At 66.9% G+C, this 21,601-nt stretch carries 26 protein-coding genes; 17 read left to right on the forward strand and 9 right to left on the reverse strand.

Going from position 1 to position 21,601, the window contains the following annotated elements; all coding sequences use genetic code 11:
• Window positions 1-36 precede the first annotated feature (36 nt).
• Together BTO32_RS14540 and BTO32_RS14545 are read right to left on the reverse strand one after the other, a co-directional pair.
• A complete protein-coding gene (locus BTO32_RS14540) occupies window positions 37-1,827 on the reverse strand; it encodes an ABC transporter ATP-binding protein (RefSeq protein WP_076725360.1) in 1,791 nt (596 codons plus the stop codon).
• 64 nt (window positions 1,828-1,891) lie between these two features.
• Window positions 1,892-2,371 carry a YaiI/YqxD family protein gene (locus BTO32_RS14545; protein ID WP_076725361.1) on the reverse strand — a complete coding sequence of 160 codons (480 nt, stop codon included), beginning with the start codon at window positions 2,369-2,371 and terminating at the stop codon, window positions 1,892-1,894.
• Window positions 2,372-2,474: 103 nt separating this feature from the next.
• Here BTO32_RS14545 and BTO32_RS14550 point away from each other — a divergent pair, with 103 nt between their 5' ends.
• From BTO32_RS14550 to BTO32_RS14580, 7 genes are all read left to right on the forward strand, one after another.
• Window positions 2,475-2,813, forward strand: coding sequence for a zinc ribbon domain-containing protein YjdM (locus BTO32_RS14550; protein WP_076725362.1), 339 nt, complete (start codon window positions 2,475-2,477; stop codon window positions 2,811-2,813).
• Between the two features lie 179 nt (window positions 2,814-2,992).
• Window positions 2,993-4,072: a pyruvate dehydrogenase (acetyl-transferring) E1 component subunit alpha gene (gene pdhA, locus BTO32_RS14555; protein ID WP_076725363.1), complete on the forward strand. Its 1,080-nt coding sequence runs from the start codon at window positions 2,993-2,995 to the stop codon at window positions 4,070-4,072.
• The gene (locus tag BTO32_RS14560; RefSeq protein WP_076725364.1) at window positions 4,069-5,061 is read left to right on the forward strand and encodes an alpha-ketoacid dehydrogenase subunit beta; all 993 of its coding nucleotides are present in this window, start codon (window positions 4,069-4,071) and stop codon (window positions 5,059-5,061) included. Before pdhA ends, BTO32_RS14560 begins: the two co-directional genes overlap by 4 nt.
• Entirely contained in the window at window positions 5,058-6,176 is a 1,119-nt protein-coding gene (locus tag BTO32_RS14565) for a dihydrolipoamide acetyltransferase family protein (RefSeq protein ID WP_076725365.1), read from the forward strand. Before BTO32_RS14560 ends, BTO32_RS14565 begins: the two co-directional genes overlap by 4 nt.
• Before the next feature lie 127 nt (window positions 6,177-6,303).
• Window positions 6,304-8,589, forward strand: coding sequence for a putative bifunctional diguanylate cyclase/phosphodiesterase (locus BTO32_RS14570; RefSeq protein ID WP_076725366.1), 2,286 nt, complete (start codon window positions 6,304-6,306; stop codon window positions 8,587-8,589).
• An 80-nt stretch (window positions 8,590-8,669) separates the two neighbouring features.
• A complete protein-coding gene (locus BTO32_RS14575; protein WP_076725367.1) occupies window positions 8,670-9,173 on the forward strand; it encodes a copper chaperone PCu(A)C in 504 nt (167 codons plus the stop codon).
• A complete protein-coding gene (locus tag BTO32_RS14580; protein ID WP_076725368.1) occupies window positions 9,173-9,403 on the forward strand; it encodes a hypothetical protein in 231 nt (76 codons plus the stop codon). Before BTO32_RS14575 ends, BTO32_RS14580 begins: the two co-directional genes overlap by 1 nt.
• On the opposite strand, the gene BTO32_RS14585 is transcribed toward BTO32_RS14580, so the two are convergent.
• Complete coding sequence (locus BTO32_RS14585) at window positions 9,370-10,194, reverse strand: M90 family metallopeptidase (RefSeq protein WP_076725369.1); 825 nt, start codon at window positions 10,192-10,194, stop codon at window positions 9,370-9,372. The genes BTO32_RS14580 and BTO32_RS14585 overlap by 34 nt on opposite strands.
• A gap of 141 nt (window positions 10,195-10,335) precedes the next feature.
• On the opposite strand from BTO32_RS14585, the gene BTO32_RS14590 reads away from it, so the two are divergent.
• Entirely contained in the window at window positions 10,336-10,887 is a 552-nt protein-coding gene (locus tag BTO32_RS14590) for a flavin reductase family protein (RefSeq protein WP_076725370.1), read from the forward strand.
• 11 nt (window positions 10,888-10,898) lie between these two features.
• Here BTO32_RS14590 and BTO32_RS14595 read toward each other — a convergent pair whose 3' ends face one another.
• Window positions 10,899-11,918 carry a ribonuclease Z gene (locus BTO32_RS14595; RefSeq protein ID WP_076725371.1) on the reverse strand — a complete coding sequence of 340 codons (1,020 nt, stop codon included), beginning with the start codon at window positions 11,916-11,918 and terminating at the stop codon, window positions 10,899-10,901.
• A 118-nt stretch (window positions 11,919-12,036) separates the two neighbouring features.
• On the opposite strand from BTO32_RS14595, the gene BTO32_RS14600 reads away from it, so the two are divergent.
• Together BTO32_RS14600 and BTO32_RS14605 are read left to right on the forward strand one after the other, a co-directional pair.
• Window positions 12,037-12,891 carry a crotonase/enoyl-CoA hydratase family protein gene (locus BTO32_RS14600; protein ID WP_076725372.1) on the forward strand — a complete coding sequence of 285 codons (855 nt, stop codon included), beginning with the start codon at window positions 12,037-12,039 and terminating at the stop codon, window positions 12,889-12,891.
• Between the two features lie 3 nt (window positions 12,892-12,894).
• Window positions 12,895-13,482 (forward strand): CPBP family intramembrane glutamic endopeptidase, encoded by a 588-nt coding sequence (locus BTO32_RS14605; protein WP_175618669.1) that lies wholly within the window; start codon window positions 12,895-12,897, stop codon window positions 13,480-13,482.
• A 15-nt stretch (window positions 13,483-13,497) separates the two neighbouring features.
• Here BTO32_RS14605 and BTO32_RS14610 read toward each other — a convergent pair whose 3' ends face one another.
• Window positions 13,498-13,851: a gamma-glutamylcyclotransferase family protein gene (locus BTO32_RS14610; RefSeq protein WP_076725374.1), complete on the reverse strand. Its 354-nt coding sequence runs from the start codon at window positions 13,849-13,851 to the stop codon at window positions 13,498-13,500.
• A 91-nt stretch (window positions 13,852-13,942) separates the two neighbouring features.
• On the opposite strand from BTO32_RS14610, the gene BTO32_RS14615 reads away from it, so the two are divergent.
• Window positions 13,943-14,545 (forward strand): LysE/ArgO family amino acid transporter, encoded by a 603-nt coding sequence (locus BTO32_RS14615; RefSeq protein WP_076725375.1) that lies wholly within the window; start codon window positions 13,943-13,945, stop codon window positions 14,543-14,545.
• Here BTO32_RS14615 and BTO32_RS14620 read toward each other — a convergent pair.
• Window positions 14,542-15,111: a DJ-1/PfpI family protein gene (locus tag BTO32_RS14620; RefSeq protein WP_076725376.1), complete on the reverse strand. Its 570-nt coding sequence runs from the start codon at window positions 15,109-15,111 to the stop codon at window positions 14,542-14,544. The genes BTO32_RS14615 and BTO32_RS14620 overlap by 4 nt on opposite strands.
• 83 nt (window positions 15,112-15,194) lie before the next feature.
• The gene (locus BTO32_RS14625) at window positions 15,195-16,274 is read right to left on the reverse strand and encodes an alpha/beta hydrolase (RefSeq protein WP_076725377.1); all 1,080 of its coding nucleotides are present in this window, start codon (window positions 16,272-16,274) and stop codon (window positions 15,195-15,197) included.
• A 103-nt stretch (window positions 16,275-16,377) separates the two neighbouring features.
• Here BTO32_RS14625 and BTO32_RS14630 point away from each other — a divergent pair, with 103 nt between their 5' ends.
• Genes BTO32_RS14630 through BTO32_RS14655 form a run of 6 tightly spaced genes read left to right on the forward strand, consistent with a single transcriptional unit; the run spans window position 16,378 to window position 20,106 of the window.
• A complete protein-coding gene (locus BTO32_RS14630; RefSeq protein ID WP_076725378.1) occupies window positions 16,378-16,692 on the forward strand; it encodes a putative signal transducing protein in 315 nt (104 codons plus the stop codon).
• A gap of 34 nt (window positions 16,693-16,726) precedes the next feature.
• Complete coding sequence (locus tag BTO32_RS14635) at window positions 16,727-17,482, forward strand: SDR family oxidoreductase (RefSeq protein WP_076725379.1); 756 nt, start codon at window positions 16,727-16,729, stop codon at window positions 17,480-17,482.
• 3 nt (window positions 17,483-17,485) lie between these two features.
• Entirely contained in the window at window positions 17,486-18,022 is a 537-nt protein-coding gene (gene thpR / locus BTO32_RS14640) for an RNA 2',3'-cyclic phosphodiesterase (protein WP_076725380.1), read from the forward strand.
• An 11-nt stretch (window positions 18,023-18,033) separates the two neighbouring features.
• Window positions 18,034-18,648 (forward strand): ABC transporter ATP-binding protein, encoded by a 615-nt coding sequence (locus BTO32_RS14645; protein WP_076725381.1) that lies wholly within the window; start codon window positions 18,034-18,036, stop codon window positions 18,646-18,648.
• Window positions 18,635-19,438: an ABC transporter permease gene (locus tag BTO32_RS14650; RefSeq protein WP_076725382.1), complete on the forward strand. Its 804-nt coding sequence runs from the start codon at window positions 18,635-18,637 to the stop codon at window positions 19,436-19,438. The genes BTO32_RS14645 and BTO32_RS14650 overlap by 14 nt, the downstream gene beginning before the upstream one ends.
• Window positions 19,435-20,106, forward strand: coding sequence for a class I SAM-dependent methyltransferase (locus BTO32_RS14655; protein WP_076725383.1), 672 nt, complete (start codon window positions 19,435-19,437; stop codon window positions 20,104-20,106). The genes BTO32_RS14650 and BTO32_RS14655 overlap by 4 nt, the downstream gene beginning before the upstream one ends.
• Here the strand turns inward: BTO32_RS14655 and BTO32_RS14660 are convergent.
• On the reverse strand, window positions 20,098-21,081 hold the full coding sequence (locus BTO32_RS14660) for a PA2778 family cysteine peptidase (protein WP_076725384.1): 984 nt from the start codon (window positions 21,079-21,081) through the stop codon (window positions 20,098-20,100). The genes BTO32_RS14655 and BTO32_RS14660 overlap by 9 nt on opposite strands.
• Window positions 21,082-21,089: 8 nt before the next feature.
• Window positions 21,090-21,491 carry a PA2779 family protein gene (locus BTO32_RS14665; protein ID WP_076725385.1) on the reverse strand — a complete coding sequence of 134 codons (402 nt, stop codon included), beginning with the start codon at window positions 21,489-21,491 and terminating at the stop codon, window positions 21,090-21,092.
• Between the last annotated feature and the right edge of the window lie 110 nt (window positions 21,492-21,601).

A 21,601-nucleotide genomic window follows, 5' to 3' on the forward strand; every position in this document is an offset into this window, starting at 1 on the left:
GAATAACTATCAATGGATTTGTCGGAAGGGCCAGGCTCAGGCCTGGCCGGTCTGTACCCGCCACTGGGCACTGTAGGCGCCCTGCCGCGCCAGCAGCTCGGCGTGGGTTCCCTGCTCGACAACCTGGCCGTGCTCGATGACGGCAATGGTGTCCGCGTCCACGATGGTGGACAGCCGGTGCGCAATCATGATGACCGTGCGGTTGTGCCCGATCCGCCGCAGCGAACGCTGAATGGCCGCTTCCGTTTCGTTATCCACGGCGCTGGTGGCCTCATCCAGCACCAAGATAGGTGGATTCTTGAGCAGGGCCCGGGCCAAGGACAGGCGCTGGCGCTGGCCGCCGGACAGGCGCGCGCCCCGTTCGCCCACCGGGGTGTCCAGGCCCTCGGGCAGGGTTTCGATGAACGACCAGGCCTCGGCGGTCCGGGCGGCCTCGATGATTTCCTCGTCGGTGGCGTCCGGTTTGCCGTAGGCGAGGTTTTCCCGGATCGTCCCGTCAAACAGGTAGACATCCTGGCTGACCAGACCAATGGCCTGGCGCAGGGACGACAGGCTCAGTTCCCGGATCGGCTGGCCGTCGATGCGGATCTCCCCGGACACCGGATCGTAGAAGCGCAGCAGCAGCTTGATCAGGGTGGACTTGCCGGAGCCGGTGGCTCCCACGAGGGCCAGGGTATGCCCCGCCGGCACCGACAGGCTGATGTCCTGAATGCCGCCGCCGCTGCCTGGGTACCGGAAGGTCACGTGACGGAACTCCACCTCGCCCCGCACCGGCTGTGCCAGGGCCTTGCCACCCTGGTCGTGAACCCGCACCGGCTCCGCCAGCAGGTTGAGAATGCGGCGGGTGCTGGCCATGGCCCGCTCGAACTGGTCGATCACCTCCGCCAGCGCGGTCAGGGGCCAGAGCAGGCGCTGGGTCAAGAACACCAGGACCCCGTAGGCCCCCACATTCAGGGTGCCGTTCAGGGCCATCATACCGCCGACGGTGAAGGTGGCCAGGAAACCGGCGAGGATGGCCATGCGGATCACCGGAATGAACGCCGAGCTGATGCGGATCGCCTTGCGGTTGGCGTCCACGTAGGCTTCGCTGCTTTCCCGCAGCCGCGCCGCCTCCCGCTGCTCGGCGGTGAAGCTCTTGATGGTGGCGATGCCGGCCAGGTTGTTGGCCAGCCGGCTGGCCAGGTCACCGACTTTTTCCCGGACATCCGCGTACAGGGGGCCAGCCTTGCGCTGGAAGTAGAAGGCGCCCCAGATGATCAGCGGAATCGGGGTGAACGCCAGCAGGGCCACCAGGGGCGACAGGATGAAGAACACCGCGCCCACGGCGACCACCGTGACCAGCACCTGGATCATGGCGTTGGCTCCGCCGTCCAGGAAACGCTCGAGCTGGTTCACATCGTCGTTCATGGTGGCCACCAGCTGGCCGGAGCTGCGGGACTCGAAGAAGCTCATGTCCAGACGCTGGGCATGCTCGTAGGCGTCCTGGCGCAGGTCCGACTGCAGGCGCTGGGCCAGGTTGCGCCAGAGTATCTGGAACAGGTACTCGAACAGCGACTCGCCGGCCCAGACCACGAAGGTCAGCACGGCCAGGATGGTGATCTGCTGCTGCGCCGTCTCGAAACCGAGACCGGCGACGAAACTTGCTTCCTTATTGACCACGACATCGATGGCAATCCCGATGAGGATTTCCGGGGCGATGTCGAACAGCTTGTTGATGATCGAGCAGGTGGTTGCCGCGATGATCTGTCGCCGATAACCCCGGGCATAACGGAGCAGACGGATCAGCGCGGCGACGCTGCTTTCGGCGCGTGGGTGTGAAATGGACATGCAATCTCCCGTGCCTAGAGAAAAGCGCCAAGGGTAGCGGCAAACGCCCGGGAAAGAAACAGAATCATTCTCGCCCCTGATCGGACGGCTGGGGCCGCTCATGGTGCCGCTGCAGCCAACGGTCGAGCTGGTCGGCGAAGGTTTTCCGGTCGGCCTGGCCAAACGGCGGCGGACCGCCGGTGACCTGTCCGGCATTGCGCAGCTCCTCCAGGAAATTGCGCATGGCCAGGCGCTGGCGGATGTTGTCCCGGGTAAAGGCCTGGCCGCGCGGATTGAACGCGTCGGCACCCCGGGCGATGGCTTCCGCGGCCAGAGGAATGTCCTGGGTGATGACCAGATCGCCGGGATGAATCTCACCGATGATCTCGTTGTCGGCGACATCGAAGCCCTGGGCGACCTGGCGCCGTCTGATGTAGGGGCTGGGCGGCAGGGCGATGGGGTGATTGGCGATGAACGTGGTCTCGACCCGCCAGCGGCTGGCGGCTCGGCAGAGGATGTCCCGTACCGGGACGGGACAGGCGTCGGCGTCGACCCAGATGGCCATGGTGTGCTCCCGTGTTGGCGTATGCAGCGGCCAGTGTAACCCGTGTCGCGGCCGGGGTGTCGGTGGTATCATTCAATTCCCATTGGATTAACAGGAAATGATAATGTCACAACTCCCTCCCTGCCCGCAGTGCCAATCCGGGTACACCTACGAGGATGGCGTGCAACTGGTGTGTCCCGAGTGCGGGCATGAATGGTCCGAGGCCGAGCAGGCGGCCGCCGAGACCGGCAAGGTGGTGCGCGATGCCAACGGGAATCCGCTCCAGGACGGCGACACCGTCACCGTGATCAAGGACCTCAAGGTCAAGGGCTCCAGCTCGGTGGTGAAAGTGGGCACCAAGGTCAAGAACATCCGCCTGGTGGACGGCGACCACGACATCGATTGCCGGATCGATGGCTTCGGCGCCATGAAGCTCAAGTCCGAGTTCGTCAAGAAAGCCTGAATTGAGAAATCCCCCTCCGTCGTCTAAAACTTAATCACAGGGCGCCTCCGGGCGCCCGACAGTCCCAGGCTCGTGTAACCCACGACAACAACAAGACGTTCCCCAGAGCTGCCCGTGCCAGTCACAAGCCGGCCCGGTGCCGCGGGCTTCCACCCGAAGCCGGGGGTAAGGAGGATGGGATGAGACAACGCCATGAGTTCCATGTGGATAGCGTCCGCTATCTGGATGAACACGGCCACCCCCTGGACGACCTGCCGTCCCAGGCCAGCGATACCGAACGGGTGCTGGCCGCCTACCGCAACATGGTGCTGACCCGCACGTTCGACGCCAAAGCCATCGCTCTGCAACGCACCGGCAAGTGCGGGACCTATCCGTCGGCCCTGGGCCACGAGGTGATCGGCACCGCCATTGGCCAGGCCCTGGCGGCCAGCGACGTGTTCGTGCCCTACTACCGGGATCAGGCCACCCACCTTTTGCGCGGTGTCACGCTTCAGGAAATGCTGCTGTACTGGGGGGGCGACGAGCGCGGCAGCGCCTGGCAGGCCTGTCCCCAGGATCTGCCGGTGGCGGTGCCCATCGCCACCCAGTGCTGCCACGCCGTGGGCGTGGCGTCCGCGTTTCGCATCCGCGGCGAGGCGCGGGCGGTGCTCTGTTGCGTCGGCGATGGCGGCACCTCCAAAGGCGACTTTCTGGAAAGCCTGAACCTTGCCGGTGCCTGGCACCTGCCGGTGGTGTTCGTCGCCATCAACAACCAGTGGGCCATCTCCACCCCCCGGCGGTTGCAGACCGGGGCTGAAACCATTGCCCAAAAAGCGATCGGGGCGGGCCTTCCCGGCCACGTGGTCGACGGCAATGACTATTTCGCCTCGGTGGACGTGCTGGATGCCGCCCTGGCGCGGGCCCACGCCGGCAAGGGCGCGACCCTGATCGAGGCGGTCACCTATCGGCTGGGGGACCACACCACCGCCGATGACGCCACCCGGTACCGGGACGCCGAGGAACTCCGGCGGGCCTGGGACCGGGATGGGGTCAAGCGCCTGCGGCTCTGGCTGCATGATCAGGGGCTCTGGAACGCGGATCTGGAGCAGCAATGGCAGGCCGAGTGCAAGGAACGGGTAGAACAGGCGGTGAACGCCTATCTCGCCACCGAGCCGGAGCCGGCCACCGCCATGCTGGACTCTCTGTTCGAGACCCTGCCGGCGGCCCTGGCCGGCCAACGGGAACGGCTGGCGTCCCGGTCGGGGGGAGGTGAGTCATGAGCGGACCCGACCTTCGCGCCGTGACCCTGGTGGAGGCCGTCAACCTGGCCCTGCACTGGGAAATGGCCCATGACGAGAATGTGGTGGTGTTGGGCGAGGACATTGCCACCAATGGCGGTGTGTTCCGTGCCACCGTGGGACTGAAGGAGGCGTTCGGCTACAAGCGGGTGATGGACACGCCGCTGGCGGAAAATCTGATCGCCGGTACCGCCATTGGCATGGCCACCCAGGGCCTGCGGCCGGTGGCTGAATTCCAGTTTATGGGCTTCATCTACGCCGGCATGGAGCAGATCGTCAGTCACGCCGCGCGCATGCGCAACCGTACCCGGGGCCGGCTGCACTGCCCGCTGGTGTATCGGGCGCCGTTTGGTGGCGGCATCCACGCCCCCGAGCACCACTCTGAAAGCACCGAGGCCCTGTTCGCCCATATTCCGGGCCTGCGGGTGGTGATCCCCAGCTCGCCGCAGCGGGCCTACGGCTTGCTGCTGGCGGCCATCCGCAACCCGGACCCGGTGCTGTTCCTGGAACCCAAGCGCATCTACCGGGCGGTGACCCAGCAGGTGGACAACAATGGCGAGGCCCTGCCGCTGGATACCTGCTTCACCCTGCGCGAGGGTGAGGACGTCACCTTGATTACCTGGGGCGCCTGCGTGCTGGAAACCTTGCAGGCGGCGGACCGGCTGGCGGCGCAGGGCATCACCTGCGAGGTGATCGATGTGGCCACGGTGTCGCCGCTGGACCGGGATACGCTGCTGTGCTCGGTGGCCAAGACCGGGCGAGCGGTGATTGTGCACGAGGCCTGCCGGAACGGCGGCGTCGGCGCCGAGGTGGCCGCCTCCATTGCCGAAGGGGCGTTTCTGGATCTCCAGGCTCCGGTGGTCCGGGTGACCGGGTACGACACCGTGATGCCGTACTACCGCAATGAACAGGCCTACCTGCCCCAGGTCGGGGATATCGTGGAGGCCGTCGAACAGGTGATTGCGCTATGAAACACTTCAAGCTGCCGGATCTCGGGGAAGGGTTGCCCGAGGCCGAAATCGTCGAGTGGCACGTCAAGGTCGGGGACACCGTATCGGTGGATCAGGTGCTGGTCAGCGTTGAAACCGCCAAGGCCATTGTCGAGGTGCCATCGCCCGAGGCGGGCACCATCGCCAAGCTCTACGGCGAGCCGGGTGACATCATCCACACCGGCGAGCCGCTGGTGGCGTTCGAGGGAGAGGGCGGTGACCGCGGTACGGTGGTGGGAGAACTCAAGTCCGGGGAGCCGTCCGCCGGCGGTCCGTCCGCGGACACGTTCATCATCGGCGCCGCCGCCTCCAGCCGGCGCGCCCGGGCCAACCGGGCAACCCCGGGGGTGCGGGCGCTGGCCGAGCGGCTCGGGGTGAGTCTGGAGCAGATCAAGGGCAGTGGTCCCGGCGGCCTGATCACCAACGACGACGTGCACCGGCACGCCAGCCACCAGAAACAGCTGGTGGACGCCGAGCCCCTGCGGGGTACCCGGCGCACCATGGCCAAGAACATGGCCCTGTCCCATGCCCAGGTGGTGCCGGTGTCCATTTTCGAGGATGCGGACATCAGCGACTGGCCGCCGGGCACCGACATCACCATGCGCCTGGTCCAGGCCATCGGTGTGGCCTGCGAGGTGTCGCCGGCCCTGAACTGCTGGTTCGACGGCGACAACCTCAGCCGCCGGTTGCTCCGGGAGGTGCATGTGGGCATTGCCGTGGATACGCCCGAGGGGTTGTTCGTGCCGGTGTTGAGGGACATCACCCATCGCAGCCTGAAGGATCTGCGCCAGGGGCTGGAAAACCTGCGCGAGGCGGTGGCCACCCGCACGATTCCGCCCGGGGAAATGCAGGGCGCCACCATCACCCTGTCCAATTTCGGCACCCTCGCCGGGCAATACGCCAACCCGGTGGTTACGCCACCCCAGGTGGCCATCGTCGGGGCCGGGCGTATCCGGGACAAGGTGCTTCCGGTGAACGGCGAACCCGCGGTCCGGCGGGTCCTGCCCTTGTCGCTGACGTTCGATCACCGGGCCGCCACCGGTGGCGAGGCGGCGCGATTCCTGGGTGCCATGGTGCAGTTCTTGAGGGAGACTTGAGCTCCGTCAAGGAAACGACAATTATTGACGGATGCAAGCCGGGTCCGGGGCGTGATGTGTTGGAACGCTACCTATAATACGGAGCCGTTTGTGTGATCGCTGTTTCAACAAACTCCGGAAACCCGGTTTGGCCATTATAAAACGCAACATTTGGGCCTTGTTCGTGCTGGTCTTGCTGGGCGGCGCGGCGGTCCTGTCCGTATCGCTGGCCGCCCGCTGGCAAACGATCCTGTCCGACGAGCAGGCCTATCAGGCGGCCCGGGCCGAGCTGGTGGGGCAGGCGGTGGAAAGTCTGCTACGCACCCAGGAGCTGGTGCTGGACGTGATCGGCCGGGAGCTGCTTCGTCGGGAGGAGGGCCTGCTCGATGCCAGCCGTCAGATCCCTCTGCTCGACAGCATTCTCGAGGTGGACCCCATTCTGCGGGGGTTCGGGCTGGCTCGTCCCGACGGCCAGCTGGTCCGGGTCAGCACCAATCTGGACCTGGACCGCCTGCCCAACCTGCTGACGCATCCGGCCACCCGGCAAAGCTTCCTCCAGGCGCTCGACTCGCCGGCCATGGTGGTGGGGCGGACCTACTACGTCGAAGCCATGGATGCCTGGGCCATTCCCATCCGCAAAGCGCTGCGCACGGAAACGGACGAGGTGAAGGCTGTCATGACCGCCGGCCTCAGACTGGGCTCCGGTGCCACGGTGTTCGATCAAGTCCTGCACGACGGCGACAGCGATGGCGTGATTCTCTATCGGGAAAACGACGGCTACGTGCAGTTCATGTCTCGGGAAGGGGTGGGCCCGGAACAGTATTCCCAGGTGTTCCGGCCCGAGTCGGTGCGTCAGCAGGACCGGCGGCTTCTGGAGGAACAGCTGGGTATCCCGGTGGAAGAGGTCAAGGCCCGGGGACGTGCGGTGGTTCTGAGCACCCAGCGCCAGGGGCAGTCCTTCGTGACCGCGGCACAGTTTATCGGCCGCTACGGACTCTGGGCCATATCGGAAACCAGCATGGCGCCCCTGTACCGCCAGTTTGGCGCCTATCTCTCCGGCTATCTGCTGGTGTTCGTGGTGCTGGCGACGGTGCTGTTCTGGCTGTTCCGCATCATCGACGGGGCCGAGCGCTACCGGCGTGCCGAGCTGTTGCACCTGTCACGGCACGACGAGCTCACCGGCCTGCGTAACCGGCCCGGCCTGCTGGACCGCCTGGACGAGCTGATGGCCCAGGGCACGGCGTTCAGTCTGGTGGTGGTCAACATCGACAACTTCAAGGGCATCAACGACCGCTTCGGTCAGGAATCCGGCGATGAGGTCCTGGCGGCCTTTGGCCGGCGCCTGCGCTCCCTGGTTGCCAAGACCGATGACCTTGCACGCCTGGGCAGCGACGAATTTGCCGTGCTGACACCGAGTGCCGAGCCGAGTGCCGTCGAGCACGCCTGTCGTGACCTGGCCCGGGAGCTGGCGGAAACCTTCCAGGCCGGCCGCCTGCGTCTGCAGCTGACCGCCAGCATCGGCGTGGCGATCTACCCCGGCCACGCGGACTCCCCGAACAAGCTGATCCGAAGCGCCCACGTGGCCCTGTACGAGGCCAAGCAGAGCCGGAACGCGGTGTGTGTGTACCGGCAGGACATGGATCTTGAGTACCTGCGCCGGCTCCAGGTGGAACAGCGCCTGCGTTACGGCTTGGCGGCGGGGGCCCTGCACATGGTGTATCAGCCGCAGGTGGATGCCGAGGGCACCCCGGTGGGCTTGGAGGCCCTGGTGCGCTGGCACGACGAAGAACTGGGGGATGTTGCGCCGTCCGAGTTCGTGGAGGTGGCGGAAAAAAGCGGGCTAATGGTGCCGCTGGGGGACTGGGTGCTGGAGACCAGCATGCGTGAGTACAGCGAACTCCGCCGTGCCCTGGGCGCGGCCTTAGGCTTGGCCATCAATATCTCCGTCATCCAGTTCCGGCAGCCGGACTTCGTGGCCCGGGTCATGGCGACGCTGGCGCGGTACGGAGTGGCTCCCCAGGAGCTGGTGCTGGAAATCACCGAGACCCTGTTCATGTCCTCCTTTGCCCAGGTGGTGGAGAAACTGACTCAACTGCGGGCGGAGGGTATCCGCATTTCCATGGACGACTTCGGCACCGGCTACTCCTCTCTCAGCCTGCTGCGCAAGCTGCCCATCGACGAGCTGAAAATCGACAAAAGCTTCGTCGATAACATTCTGGACGACGAGAAGGCCCACAACATGATCGAGAGCATCGTCGCCATCGCCACCAGCCACCACATGGAGCTGGTGGCCGAGGGGGTGGAGCAGAAGGGGCAGGCCGAAACCCTGGTGCGGCTGGGCTGCCGGCGCTTCCAGGGCTACTACTTCGGGCGGCCGATGAGCATGGCCGAGTTCCGTGAGCGGCTGTTGCAGCCGGACGGCTGCGACCATTAGCCGCAGCTGTCCGCTTGGCATGGCACCGGTACCCTCACTATGCTGCGGGCACGGTATCAACGATCAGAGGAATCCTGTCGATGAAAACAAGACTGATGGCCCTGTGCCTGCTGTTCGCTGCCATGGTGCCCGTGGCCCATGCCCATCATTACCGCCACGGCGACCTCACCATCGACCACCCCTGGAGCCGGCCGACGCCGCCCGGCACGCCGATGGGGGTCGGCTACATGCGCATTACCAACGACGGCACCGGGGATGCGGTCCTGGTGAGCGCACACACCCCCCGGGCCGGACACGTCTCCATTCACGAAACGGTGATGCACGACGGCGTGATGCGGATGCAGTCGGTCGACGGCGGACTGGTGATTCCCGCCGGCCAGACGGTGGAACTCAAGCCCCACGGTTACCACCTGATGCTGGAACAGCTCCAGGAGCCCCTGCGGGAGGGCGAGCGCATTCCTCTGACCCTGCAGTTCCGGGGCATGGCGCCGCTCGAGGTGGAGCTGGCGGTGCAGCCGCTGGATGACGGTGGCGACGAGGCGCACGAGGGCATGAATCACGACATGCACTCGATGGATCACTGATGCGGGACACGCTCCCCGACGCGCGCGACGGCCTGACCCGGATCGAGCGCGTTATCCTCCACGTCCTGAACGAGACCCGGCGGGAGCTGGGCGGGCGGGACGTGCCCACCGCCATGCTGTACGGCCGGGTGCTGGAATACGTCAACCTCAGCGAGGCGGAGTTGCAGATGTATCTGACACGGCTGGGGGCGATGGGTCACCCGCCTGGGTGCAGCGGGTCGAACCGGTAGAAGCCGAGCAGGGCCTGATAAACGTCCGGCTGCGCCTGCCGCAGGTGCGCGGGCTCCTGGAAAAAGGCTTCCGTAAGAACCGCGAAGAACTCGGCGGGCTCGGTGGCACCGTAAGGATCGAGCCAGGGCCGGTGATGGTGGGCCAGGGCCTGGTGCAGGTCGTCCCAGGCGTCGGTCATGATCCGGTGCCAGGCTTCGGCTTGCGATCCCGGCAGCGGAGGTGCCCCGTCGGCGGCGCCGTCCAGATAGTCCAGCTGATGGGCGAACTCGTGCAGGATCACATTGTGCGGGCAGTGGGGATCGGTGGCGGCCTCCTCGCATTCGCTCCAGGCCAGCACCACTTGGCCGTAGCCTGAAGCCTCCCCGGCCCGGATTTCCTCGCCTTCGTGCACCACCAAGTCATGTTCCCAGGCGTGCTGCACCCGGAACACCTCCGGATACACCAGGATGCTGCGGATATCGTCGTAATCCGAGAAATGCCGCCCAAGAAGCAGCAGGCAGGCATGACCGGCGATGGTCAGCCGGACCCGGTCGTCCACCTCGAAACCGTCGCAGCCGTAGAACGCCTTCTCCGAGAGGAACAGTTGCACCCGCTGCTCCAGGCGCCGCTGCCGCGCTTTGGAGAGCCGACGATAGAGCGGCACCTGATGCCACAGCAGGCGCCGCCAGGCGTCCGGGAAGGGCTTGCGCAGCGTCCGGCGGCGGCGCCAGTCACGGTAGCAGAACAGGTAGAACACCGAGCCCGCGATCAGGGCAATGGCGAAAAGGGCAAACAGCAGGGGCGGTGACACGCGAAGTCTTCTTTTGTCTGTGGCTGGATGGCACATGATACCGCGATGGCGACAGCGCCGGCACGGGGGGGCTAGAGTCAGGAAAGATACCGGCGTCCGCCGGTGTCGGATGCACGCCGCGAGGGCGGCAAGGAGACTGTTGTGGAAAAACTGCCGTTGGCCAAGGCATTCCTGCTGATTGAGCCCGGGCCCGTGCTCTGGGTCACCACCCGCGGCGCCGATGGGCGTAACAACCTGATGACGGCGACCTGGCACATGGTGATGGCGTTTGGCGAGGCGCCCCGCTTCGCGTTGCTGACCGGGCCCTGGAACTATTCCTGCCAGGCCCTGCTGGAAACCCGTGAGTGCGTGCTGGCGATACCGACCGTCGACCTGGCGCATACCGTTGTCGACGTGGGCATGTGCAGCGGCCAGGAGACCGACAAATTCGAGCGTTTCGGGCTGACACCGCGGGCGGCGGAACAGGTGACCGCGCCCCTGGTGGCGGAGTGTCTAGGCAATATCGAATGCCGGGTGGTGGAGCACATTGCCCGGCATGACCTGTTCATTCTGGACGGCGTACAGGCTTGGCACGACCCGGGCCGGAGTGAGCGCCGCACCCTGCACGCCGTCGGTGACGGCCGGTTCGTGGTGGACGGGGAAACCCTGGACCTGCGCGCGCGGATGGCGGCGAAGATCCCACCGGGTGTCTGAGCCCTATCCGGCTACGGCGGGGGCTGGATTCCGGCATCGGGGCGGGTTCTGCCCCGGCCCGCTGGCGGCGTGACATCGCGGAGGGTCAGGTCTTTCTCCAGGCGGAAGGTGGCCAAGTCCCGGGCCAGCACCAGGTTGCCCCGGTACCACTGGCGGGCTTCCGCCTCGAGTTCGCCGATGTGCGGCCGGGCCCCCGGCCGGTCCTGGTAGCGGGAGCTGAAGTGGGTCAGCACCAGGTTGGGCAGCGCAGCCGACTGAGCGAACCGGGCCACCTGTGCCGCCGAACTGTGCTGCGGCCAGGAACCGACCCGGTCCGCCACCGCCTGGGTGTAGGTGGCTTCGTGCACCAGCACCTGCGCGCCTGTGCAGGCGGCGGCGAGCCGTTCCGGCGAGTCGTTGTCGCCGCCCACCACGATTTTCCTGGCAGGACGGGCGATCTCTGTGTAGTCGTCGCTGTACAGCACCCGGCCGTCGTCCAGCACCAGGTCCCGTCCCCGCTGCAGCTCGCCCCAGGCCGGACCGGGCTCGATGCCGTCGGCGATCAGCCGTGCCTGGCACAGCCGGCGCTCCGGGTTTCTTTCGGTGAATACGAAGGCGTGACAGGGCACCCGGTGCGACAGCGGCACGGCGGTGACCGACACAGCGTCGTCCTGCCACTGGAACCCGGGCGCCTCCGAATCCTGGTGCACCAGGTCATAGCCCAGGGTGGAGTCGGAATTGGCCAGGGCCGCCGCCACGAACGCCTGAACCGGCCGCGGTGCCACCAGGTGCAGGGGCTCGGTGCGCCCCAGCATGGAGGCGCTGGTGAGCAGCCCCGGCAGACCGAAGGTATGGTCGCCGTGCACATGGGTGATGAAAATGGCCCGCAGTTGCATCACCGACAGGGGCGTGTGCAGCAAACGGTGCTGTGTGCCTTCGCCGCAGTCGATCAGGTACCACTGCCGGGGGCGGCCATGGGCCAGGGCCAGGCCGGTCACGTTGCGGGTTTTGGTCGGCGTGCCGCCGGAGGTGCCGAGAAAGGTCAGGTCCATGGGTTCCGTCCTGGGCGGTAGATCGGTATATTCCCAGTGTTTCACGGAAAATCATAAGAAAACAGCGCCAAGTTGCCGCGTATTTCCCATTGCCCGAGTCACCGGATGGAGTCAAATCGTGACGGACCCCTTTTCCTATCAGAGTTTTGCCGTGGATGTGAACCATCACATCGCCCACGTCCAGTTCAAGCGGCCGGATGCCCTCAATACCATGAACAAAGCCTTCTGGCTGGAGCTGCCCCGCTGCATGCAGGCGATCGAGACGCAGACGGATGCCCGGGTCATCGTGATCTCGTCCACCGGCAAGCATTTCTCGGCCGGTATGGACCTGGGGGTGTTCACCGATCCCAAGTCGGTGCCCATGTCGGGGGACCCGGGGCGCATGGCGGAAAACCTGCGCCGGGTGGTCATGCAGTTGCAGGATACCGTCACGTCCTTGGAGCACGTGCGCCTGCCGGTCCTGGCGGCGATCCAGGGCGGCTGCATCGGTGGCGCCCTGGACCTGGTCTGCGCCGCCGACAGCCGGTACTGCACTCGGGACGCCTACTTCACCATCAAGGAAACTGAACTGGGTATGACCGCCGACGTGGGCACGCTCCAGCGCCTGCCCAAGCTGATGCCGGCAGGGGTGGTCCGCGAGCTGGCGTACACCGGCCGCAAGTTCGGTGCCGAGGAGGCACACCGGTTGGGCTTCGTGAACAACGTCTATGACAGCCACGAAGCCCTGATCGAGGGCGTCATGGCCATCGCCGCGACCATTGCCGGCAACTCGCCACTGGCGGTGACCGGCTGCAAGGAAATGCTCAACTACAGTCGGGACCATTCGGTGGCTGACAGCCTGAAGTACATGGCCACCTGGCAGGCCGGCATGTTCCGGCCCAATGACATGATGAAGACCTTCCAGGCCAAGGGGCAGAACAAGGCGCCCGAATACGATGACCTGTTCCCGGTGAAGGGTCTGTTCGAACAGTAAACCATGGCGAGACGAGGCCGTCCCGGGTTGTCTTCCGGTGCTGCGCTGGCGTTCCAGGCGGGCATCGGCGGACTTGGCGTACTGGTCATCTGGCTGGCCGGTATCCCGGTTGCCTGGCACGGCCTGGGACTGCCAGCACAGCTGGTGCTGGGTGCCCTGGGTGCCGGCGTCACCTACCTGGCCTTGCTGGCGCTCACGCTGGTACCGGGCGTGTTTCCGGACAGTTTGGAGCGCCAGATGCAGGGCCTCTATGACTTCGCCTCGGGTTACCCGCGCTGGGTTCTGGTGGCGTTGTCACTGCTGGCCGGGGTGGGGGAGGAGCTGCTGTTCCGGGGCGCGGTGCAGGGCTGGCTGAGCCTGCATCTCGGCCCCGGGCCGGCGCTGCTGCTGGCGTCACTGCTGTTCGGGCTGGTGCATTTTGTATCCCTGGCCTACTGCGTGGTGGCGACCGGCCTCGGCGTGGTGCTGGGCACGGCCTACCTCTGGTCCGGAAGCCTTGGCCTGGTGATGGCCTGGCACGCCCTGTACGATCTGCTCGCCCTGTACTGCCTGCTGCGTTTTCCCCATGTGTTCGGAGTCCATCGCCGCTGACGTCACGTCCTCGGGTTACCAGGTGCCGGAGTCGATTCTCTGGCTGGCCCGAACCGGGCGATTGTACAGGTAGACCCAGCACGGCCCGAAGCGCGTCGCCACCCGCTGGCGCAGGTACAGACTCTGCTCCGGCCGGTCGGGGAAACAGTCCTCCAGCTCGTCCAGAGCACGCAGGGTCCGGTCGTCGACCGCGTAGGCCTCGACGCTGACGCCGGAGGAAGGTTCGAGGCGGGCGCCGGGGTAGGGGCCGAGATTGTACAGAGTCAGGCCGGTCAGGCGGTCTTCGCCGAGAAACCGGGCGCGGGCCAGCAGGTGGTGGTTGTCGTGGCCCCGTTTCAGGGTGCCGTAAACGATCACTTGGTGTTTCATGGTCGCGGGAAGCTGCCGGTGGTCGGGGCGGTTGCGGCGTTCAAGTATAGCGTGCGGTCATGTCCGGCGCGCCGGTTTTCAGGAGAGAGGTGTGATCGAAAGTTACCTGACGGGGTTGGCGGTGGGTGGCGGCATTATCGTTGCCATCGGGGCCCAGAATGCCTATGTGCTCAGTCAGGCCATCCGGCGGGAGCACCACGGGTGGGTGGCGGGCATCTGCATGACCGCCGACGTGGTGCTGTTTACGCTGGGCATGTTCGGGGTCAGCGCGGCGCTGATGGCGATGCCCCAGGCGCTGGTGCTTCTGCGCTGGCTGGGTGTGGCCTTCCTGGCCTGGCTGGCGGTTCACGCCTGGGTGCGGGCGGTGCGGGGGCGGGCCGCCCTGGCAGCGGGGGACGCCAAGCCCCGCAGTCTCCGGGGTGTGGTGCTGACCACCCTGGCGGTGACCCTGCTCAACCCCCACGTGTATCTGGATACGCTGGTGCTGGTGCCCTCTGTCGGCGCGCAGCAGGACGATGTGACCAGCTTCGTGGTGGGGGCCGGCAGCGCCTCAATCCTCTGGTTCGGTTCTCTGGCCTGGGCCGGCTCCGCGCTGGCCCCGGTGCTGTCCCGGCCCGGGGCTTGGCGAATCATCGACGGGGTGATTGGCACCATGATGGCCGTCATCGCGCTGCAGCTGGCGGCAGGCAACTAGCGCTCCAGCAGCCGGAAGAACTGGGCAAGCCAGGCCGGGTGGGCGGGCCAGGCCGGCGCGGTGACCAGGTTGCCGTCGGTAACCGCCTGATCGACGGCGATGCTGGCGTATTCTCCACCGGCCAGTTCCACTTCCGGCTGGCACGCCGGGTAGGCAGAGCACCTGCGCCCCTTCAGTACACCGGCGGCGGCCAGCAGCTGGGCTCCGTGGCAAATGGCGGCGACCGGCTTGCCGGTGTTGAAGAAATGGCGGACCAGCCCCTGCACGGCTTTGTTCAGGCGCAGGTATTCCGGCGCGCGGCCGCCGGGGACCACCAGGGCGTCATAGTCTTCCGGGTTCACCTTGTCGAAATCGGCGTTCAGGCTGAACCGGTGCCCGGGTTTTTCGCTGTAGGTCTGGTCGCCCTCGAAATCATGGATGGCGGTGGCCACGGTATCGCCGGCTTTTTTGTCCGGACACACGGCGTCGACGCTGTGGCCCACCGCCTGCAGTGCCTGGAACGGGACCATGGTTTCGTAATCTTCCGTGAAATCACCGGTAATCATCAGAATGCGTTTGCCGCTCATGCGGGCTTCCTCCCTTGTTGGTGTGATCCTTTGAGGTTCCCTATCAAAGTAGCAGCGATCCTGGAAACGGGGTAACGCGCGGCCTAGTTTCGGCGCCCCCGGGCTCCGGTGGTCGCCTCCACCCGCGCCAGAAAATCCCGGATGTCCTCGAAGGCGGCTTCCGCCTCCGGCAGCAGGTCGACGAAAATGTGCCAGACATGCACCATGCCCGCCCAGGTGTGCAGTTCCACCGGTGAGCCTTCCTCCCGTGCCTTGGCGGCGTACCGCCGGGCATTGTCCAGTAGCATCTCCGTGCTGCTGGCATGGATCAGAGTGGGGGGCAGGTGAGCCAGGCTGCCGCGCAGGGGGGAGGCCACGGGGCTGGTGGGGGGCACCCGGAAGGCCGCCCAGGTTCCCCACCAGAGCACCGGCAGCGGAATCTTGGCCAGGCCACCGAACACCGGACCAAGCAATGGATCGGTGGCGATGTTGTCCCGGTTGCTGGGGGCGGTCAGGGTCAGGTCGGTGGAGGGAGACAGGGCGACGGCGGCGTCCGCCTGGCGGAGACCGGTGTCCCGGGCCCAGGCCAGCAGGGCCAGGGTATGGCTGCCGCCCGCAGAGTCCCCTGCCACCACCATGAACTCCGCCCGGGCCGGGCCGTCCGGGCCATGCTCCAGCAGCCAGGTGTAGGCGCGGCGACAATCGCGCACGCCATCCATGAACCGGTGTTCCGGCATCAGTCGGTAGTCCACGGCGAAGACCGCCGCGTTGGCGATGCGGGAGAAGCGGTCGGTGATGGCGCGGTGACTTCTGGGGCTGCCCGCCACCCAGGCACCGCCATGGATGTAGAGCACCCGGCGGCGGTGGTCGACACCGGGCGCCAGGACCCACTCGCCCCGGGGCGCGTCGTTGTGCCGGAACTCGGAGGCAAGCGTCAGACCCTCGCTCAGGCCGTCCATGTGCCGGCGCAGGGCCAGCAACCGCGCCTTGCCCTTCAGGCCACGGGCGGATTCCCCCAGTTCCCGGAGCCGGCCCAGTACCCGTTGCTGACCGTCCCCGGGCACGGCCGGGCGCACCGGGTAGTCGCCCTGGTCCAGCCGGGACAGGTCCTCGATGCGAAACACCAGAACGGTGGCGGCGACCACCAGCAGTACGAAGGCGAGCAGAATCCAGACAGCTTCCACGGCGTATCCTTGAATGGCCCCCGCAGTCGGGGCGGTCTATGCTGAAGACAGGTCCGGGGCGCGCCGGCGCCCCGTCGTTGAATGTCACAGAAGGAGCCGAGCTTTGCAAATCGCCTATCGGGCCCGTGACATTACCGAGGCTTATATCGTGGCCGGACTTCTGGAGGCCAACGGCATCGACGCCTACGTCGGTGGCCACTACCTGCAGGGCGCCCTGGGGGAAATCGGCGTGGCCGGGTTCAGCAATGTGCACGTCGAGGATGGGGACTATGCCCGGGCCCGGGTGCTGGTGCGGGAGTATGAGTCCAGCCATGCCCATGACTCCGAACCGGCGCGGGACGACACGCCGGATCGCTACGCCCGCTGGTTTCTGCTGGCGCTGGTGGTTACAGTGTGGCTCCTGATCCAGTTCAACTGACTCATCCTGAACGATTTTCAGACACGGAGGAAGCATGCCCGAATCACGCGTGGTTCTGGTGACCGGTGGTGCCCGGGGGATTGGTCGTGGTCTGGTGGAGCATCTGGCCGGTGCCGGCTGGCGCGTGGTGTTCTGCGACCTCGATCAGGACCCGGGGCAACGGCTGCAGCAGCGGTTGGGTGACACGGTCCGTTATGTCCAAGCGGATGTGTCCCGGGAGCTGGAAGTCCGCAATCTGGTCGCCGAGGCGATCGCAGCCTTTGGCCGGCTGGACGCGGTGATCAACAATGCCGGCCTGGCCGGCCCCCACACCGGCCCGGTGGAGGCACTGGATCTGGCCACTTGGCAACGGCGGCTGGACGTGAACCTGACCGGCCCCTTCCTCGTGACCAAGCATGCCGTGCCCCATCTGCGCCGGAGCGGTGGGGCCATCGTCAACATCGCGTCCACCCGGGCCCTGCAGTCAGAGCCGAACTCCGAAGCTTACGCCGCCACCAAGGGCGGGTTGGTGGCCTTGACTCACGCCCTTGCCATCAGCCTGGGACCGGACATCCGGGTCAACTGCATCAGCCCCGGCTGGATCGATACCCGCGCCTGGCAGGGCGACGACACCGAGGTGCCGCCGCTGCCGCCCCATGACCACGCCCAGCATCCGGTCGGCCGGGTCGGCCAGCCCCGGGATATCGCCAGCCTGGCCGCCTTCCTGATTTCCCCCGAGGCGGGATTCATCACCGGCCAGAATTGTGTGGTCGACGGCGGCATGACCCGCAAGATGATTTATCAGGAGTGACCGGTGCCACGGCTGTTCTTCGGGCTGGAGCTTCCGGCCAATCTCAAGCAGCAACTGTTGCGGCTGCGGGTCCCCGTGACCGGCGCCCGCTGGCAGAGCCGGCATCAGCTGCACCTGACCCTGGTGTTTTTGGGCCAGGTGCCGGCGCCGGCACTGCCCGCGCTGCTGGCTGCCGCCGCCGGGGTGCGGGGGGCGCCGTTCGAGCTGGAGGTCCGGGGGCTGGGCACTTTTGGTCCGCCGGAACAGCCGCGCAACCTCTGGGCCGGCGTGGTGCCCGAGACGCCGGTGGCGGAGTTGCACCACCGGCTGGTCACGGCGATGGGCGCGGCCGGCGTTGCCACCGAGTCGCGCCGGTTCCGGCCACACATCACCCTGGCCCGCTTTGCCAGGCCGGCCGGCTCCGTGGTGCCGCTGCTGGCGGCCCGGGCCGACACCGGTTTCGGACGCTGGCCGGTTTCCGAATTCGTGCTGTTCGACAGCACCCCCGGCGCCGGGGGGTCGGTGTACACCGTGCGGCGCCGCTTTCCCCTGATGGCTTGAGCGGAAGATTCATGGAGCACCTTGGCCTGTATCTGGATCATGTGTCGGTGGGGGGCCTGAGCGCCGTTTCCCTGACGGTACCGCCGGGGGCGGTGGTGTGCCTGTCCGGCCCCTCCGGCAGTGGCAAGAGCCGATTGTTGCGGGCGGTGGCGGATCTGGAACCGCACGGAGGGCAGGTACACCTCGGCGACGAGGCCCAGGCGTCCTGCCCGGCGCATCAGTGGCGTCAGCGGGTGATGCTGGTGCCGGCGGACAGCCAGTGGTGGTTCGAGGCGGTGGCCGCTCACTTTCCGGACCGGGCTCGGGGGCCCGTGCCGTCGGCGCTTGGCCTGCCCCCGGAGGTGATGGCCTGGCCGATCAGCCGCCTGTCCTCGGGAGAACGCCAGCGTCTGGCGCTGTACCGTGCCCTGGTCCGGGAGCCCCAGGCCCTGCTGCTGGACGAGCCGACCGCCAATCTCGATGGCGACAGCACCCGCGCGGTGGAGCAGTGGTTGCTGGCGGAAATCCGGCGCCGGTCGCTGGCGGTGCTGTGGGTGGCCCATGACCCGGAGCAGATTCGACGGGTGGCGGATGCCCACTACCGGATCCGGGGGGCGGAGCTGGAGCGTGCCGATGACCGTGATTGACCTGGCCTGGTGGAAACTCGGGGTGGCGGCACTGCTGGTGCTGGCCCTGGCCGCGGCGAGCCTGTGGCAGCGGCTCGGGATTGCCCACAGCCTGCTGCTGGCCAGTGTCCGTACCTGCGTCCAGCTGGCGCTGATCGGCCTGGTGCTGGAAGCCCTGTTCGCGTCGGCCCACCTGTACTGGATTGTCCTGCTGGCCCTGGTGATGCTGCTGGTGGCCGGCAGGGAAGTGGTGGCGCGACAGCCGCGACGGTTGCGCGGGCCCTGGGCCTTTGGCATCGGTACCGGCGCCATGTTCGTCTCCTCTTTCTCGGTCACGGCATTGACGCTCCTTGTGATCATCGGCCCCTCGCCCTGGTACGAACCCCAGTATGCCATTCCCCTGCTGGGCATGATGCTGGGCAACACCATGACCGGCATCGCCCTGAGCCTGGACCGGCTGAACGACACCGTGTGGCGTCAGCGCACGGTGATCGAGAACCGCCTGATGCTGGGACAGCCCTGGCGCGAGGCGGTGGAGGACATTCGGCGGGAGGCGATGCGCAGCGGCATGATGCCGTCGATCAATGCCATGGCGGCGGCGGGTATCGTCAGCCTGCCCGGCATGATGACCGGACAGATCCTGGCGGGCAGCCCGCCGACGGTGGCGGTGAAGTATCAGATCCTGGTCATGCTGACCTTCACCGTGGGCACCGGTTTTGGCACCGTGCTGGCGGTGTCCTGGGGTAGCCGGCGCCTGTTTGACGAGCGCGAACGCTTGCGTCTGGACCGGTTGGAGGCAGCCCGGCCATGACTCAAACAGAGTGTTCAGCCGGGGCCTGCCCGGTTTGCCTGGCGGGGCGTCTGCACCGGTTCCGTGAGCTGGGCCCGCAGAGATACCTCCGCTGCCCGGTGTGCGAAGCCACGGTCATGGCGCCCGAGAGCCGGCTGGACGCGGCCGCGGAGCGGCAGGTGTACGAACTGCACAACAACGACCCGGAGGATCCCGGCTACCGGCGCTTCCTGGCACGTCTGGCGGAACCGCTGACGGCACGCCTGGCCCCCGGCAGCCAGGGCCTGGATTTCGGATGCGGGCCGGGCCCCGCCCTGGCCCGCATGCTGGAGGCGGCGGGGTTCACCATGCGCCTGTACGACCCGTTCTTTCATCCGGATGCCGATGCCCTGGCCCAGACCTACGATTTTATCACCTGCACCGAGGTGGTGGAGCACCTGCATCAGCCGGCCCAGGTGTTCGCCCGACTTGACCGGTTGCTGAAGCCGGGCGGCTGGCTTGGCGTCATGACCTGTTTCCAGACCGATGATGACCGCTTCGACCACTGGCACTATCGCCGGGATCCGACCCACGTGGTGTTCTACCGGGAAGCCACCTTTGCCTGGCTGGCTCGGCGTTTTGGCTGGGCCCTGGAGGTGCCCCGCAAGGATGTGGCGTTGATGCGCAAGCCCGGGCCGGGCCTAGGGTGAGGTAGCCGGGCAGGCCGGTACCGTCGGGCAGGGGAGCGTGGGCGTGGCCGGCGAGCCGCCTTCCAGGCGGGCCGATCCGAACCGTTCCGGATCAAGCCGGGCGGCGCAGGCCAGCGCGGCGCTTGCCGCCGTCCGGCAGCCCAGGCGTTCGAGAGTGAAGCCCAGGTTGTTCCAGCCGCTGGCGTAGTCCGGGAAGCGCCGGGCCAGGTCGATCAGCTGCCTGGCGGCGTCCCGCCATTGCGCTTGGGCAAAGGCTAGGTTGGCCAGGGCCAGGCCCGGCTCCGGCCGTTCCGGCCAGCGTTCGGCCGCACCCTGGTAGGCGCGACGGGCCGCTTGCGGGTGGCCGGTGCTTTCCAGATCGTGGGCGGCACGCAGGTAATCAAGGGGGCGGGCGGTGGCTGGCAACTGTCCCGGTGGCAGCACCACCACCGCCCAGCGTTCGGCCCGGCCCCAGGTGGCCAGGAAGGCCGGGTAGGGCATGGCATAGTGCTCACGGGTGTCGGTGTTGAGAATCACGGTTTCCTGTGCGGCGTCGTAGCCCACCACGACCGCGAAGTGCCACTGGGGCCACCAGTCGAACATCAGGTTCTGCAGCACCAGCACCGGGTGGCCGGCGTCCAGTTCCGCAAGGATGGCATCGAAGCGCGCCGCCAGCGGGTACACCACCATGTCGTGGGCCCGAGCCGCGGCCACCATTTCCACCTGCAGTGAACCCTGGCGTCCGGGCAGGTACACCAGCGCCTTGAGCCGGTCCGGATCGGTGCGCAGTCCCTGGCTGTTGAGCATCATCGCCAGGGATGCCGGGCCACACTGGTAGCGTTCCTGGGGGTAGAAGGGAACCTGGTCCAGCAGCACCCGGCCGGACGGGGCGGATGCCGGCCGGTCCGGCCAGGGCGGCGCGGTGGCGCAGCCGGCCAGCAACAGCACCCCGAGGAGGGCGAGCCGCCGGCCGGCCCGAAGCAGTGTCTGGGGCACGGGGCCGATCAGCGCAGGCAGTGGACGAACGAGAACAGGTCCGTGGCGCAGAGCATGTCAGTGACGATGAACACCAGCAGGAACAGCACGATAATGCCGACCACATCCTGCCCCGCCGGGGCTTCCGCCAGCTGTTGCTGGAAGTCCGCCAGTTCCTGTGGCGTCAGGTTCTGGATGCGTTCGGCTACCTGGGCCTGACTCACCCCCAGGTCGGCCAGCTTGTCCTGGACGGCCTGCTGGTCGAGCATCTCCAGCAGTTGCTGACGATCCAGTTCGGTCTGCTGTTGCTGGAGCATTTCGGCGGTACCCACCATGCCCGCCTGAGCCGTTGCCGAGAACAGGGTTGCGATGGCCAGCAGCATGGCCATGATTGTGGCAACGGGTTTCCGGTAGCTGCGAATCTCGGACATTCCTGACTCCTTGTTTTCTGTCTTTTTGGCGTCCCCAAAAGGGTAGGCCGGCACGCCCGGCGGATCAACATAACAATCTGTCATGCGGCCCGGGCGGTGCCGGCGGGCGG

The organism is Marinobacter lutaoensis (assembly GCF_001981305.1).
GTDB classification, from domain to species: Bacteria; Pseudomonadota; Gammaproteobacteria; order Pseudomonadales; family Oleiphilaceae; genus Marinobacter; species Marinobacter lutaoensis.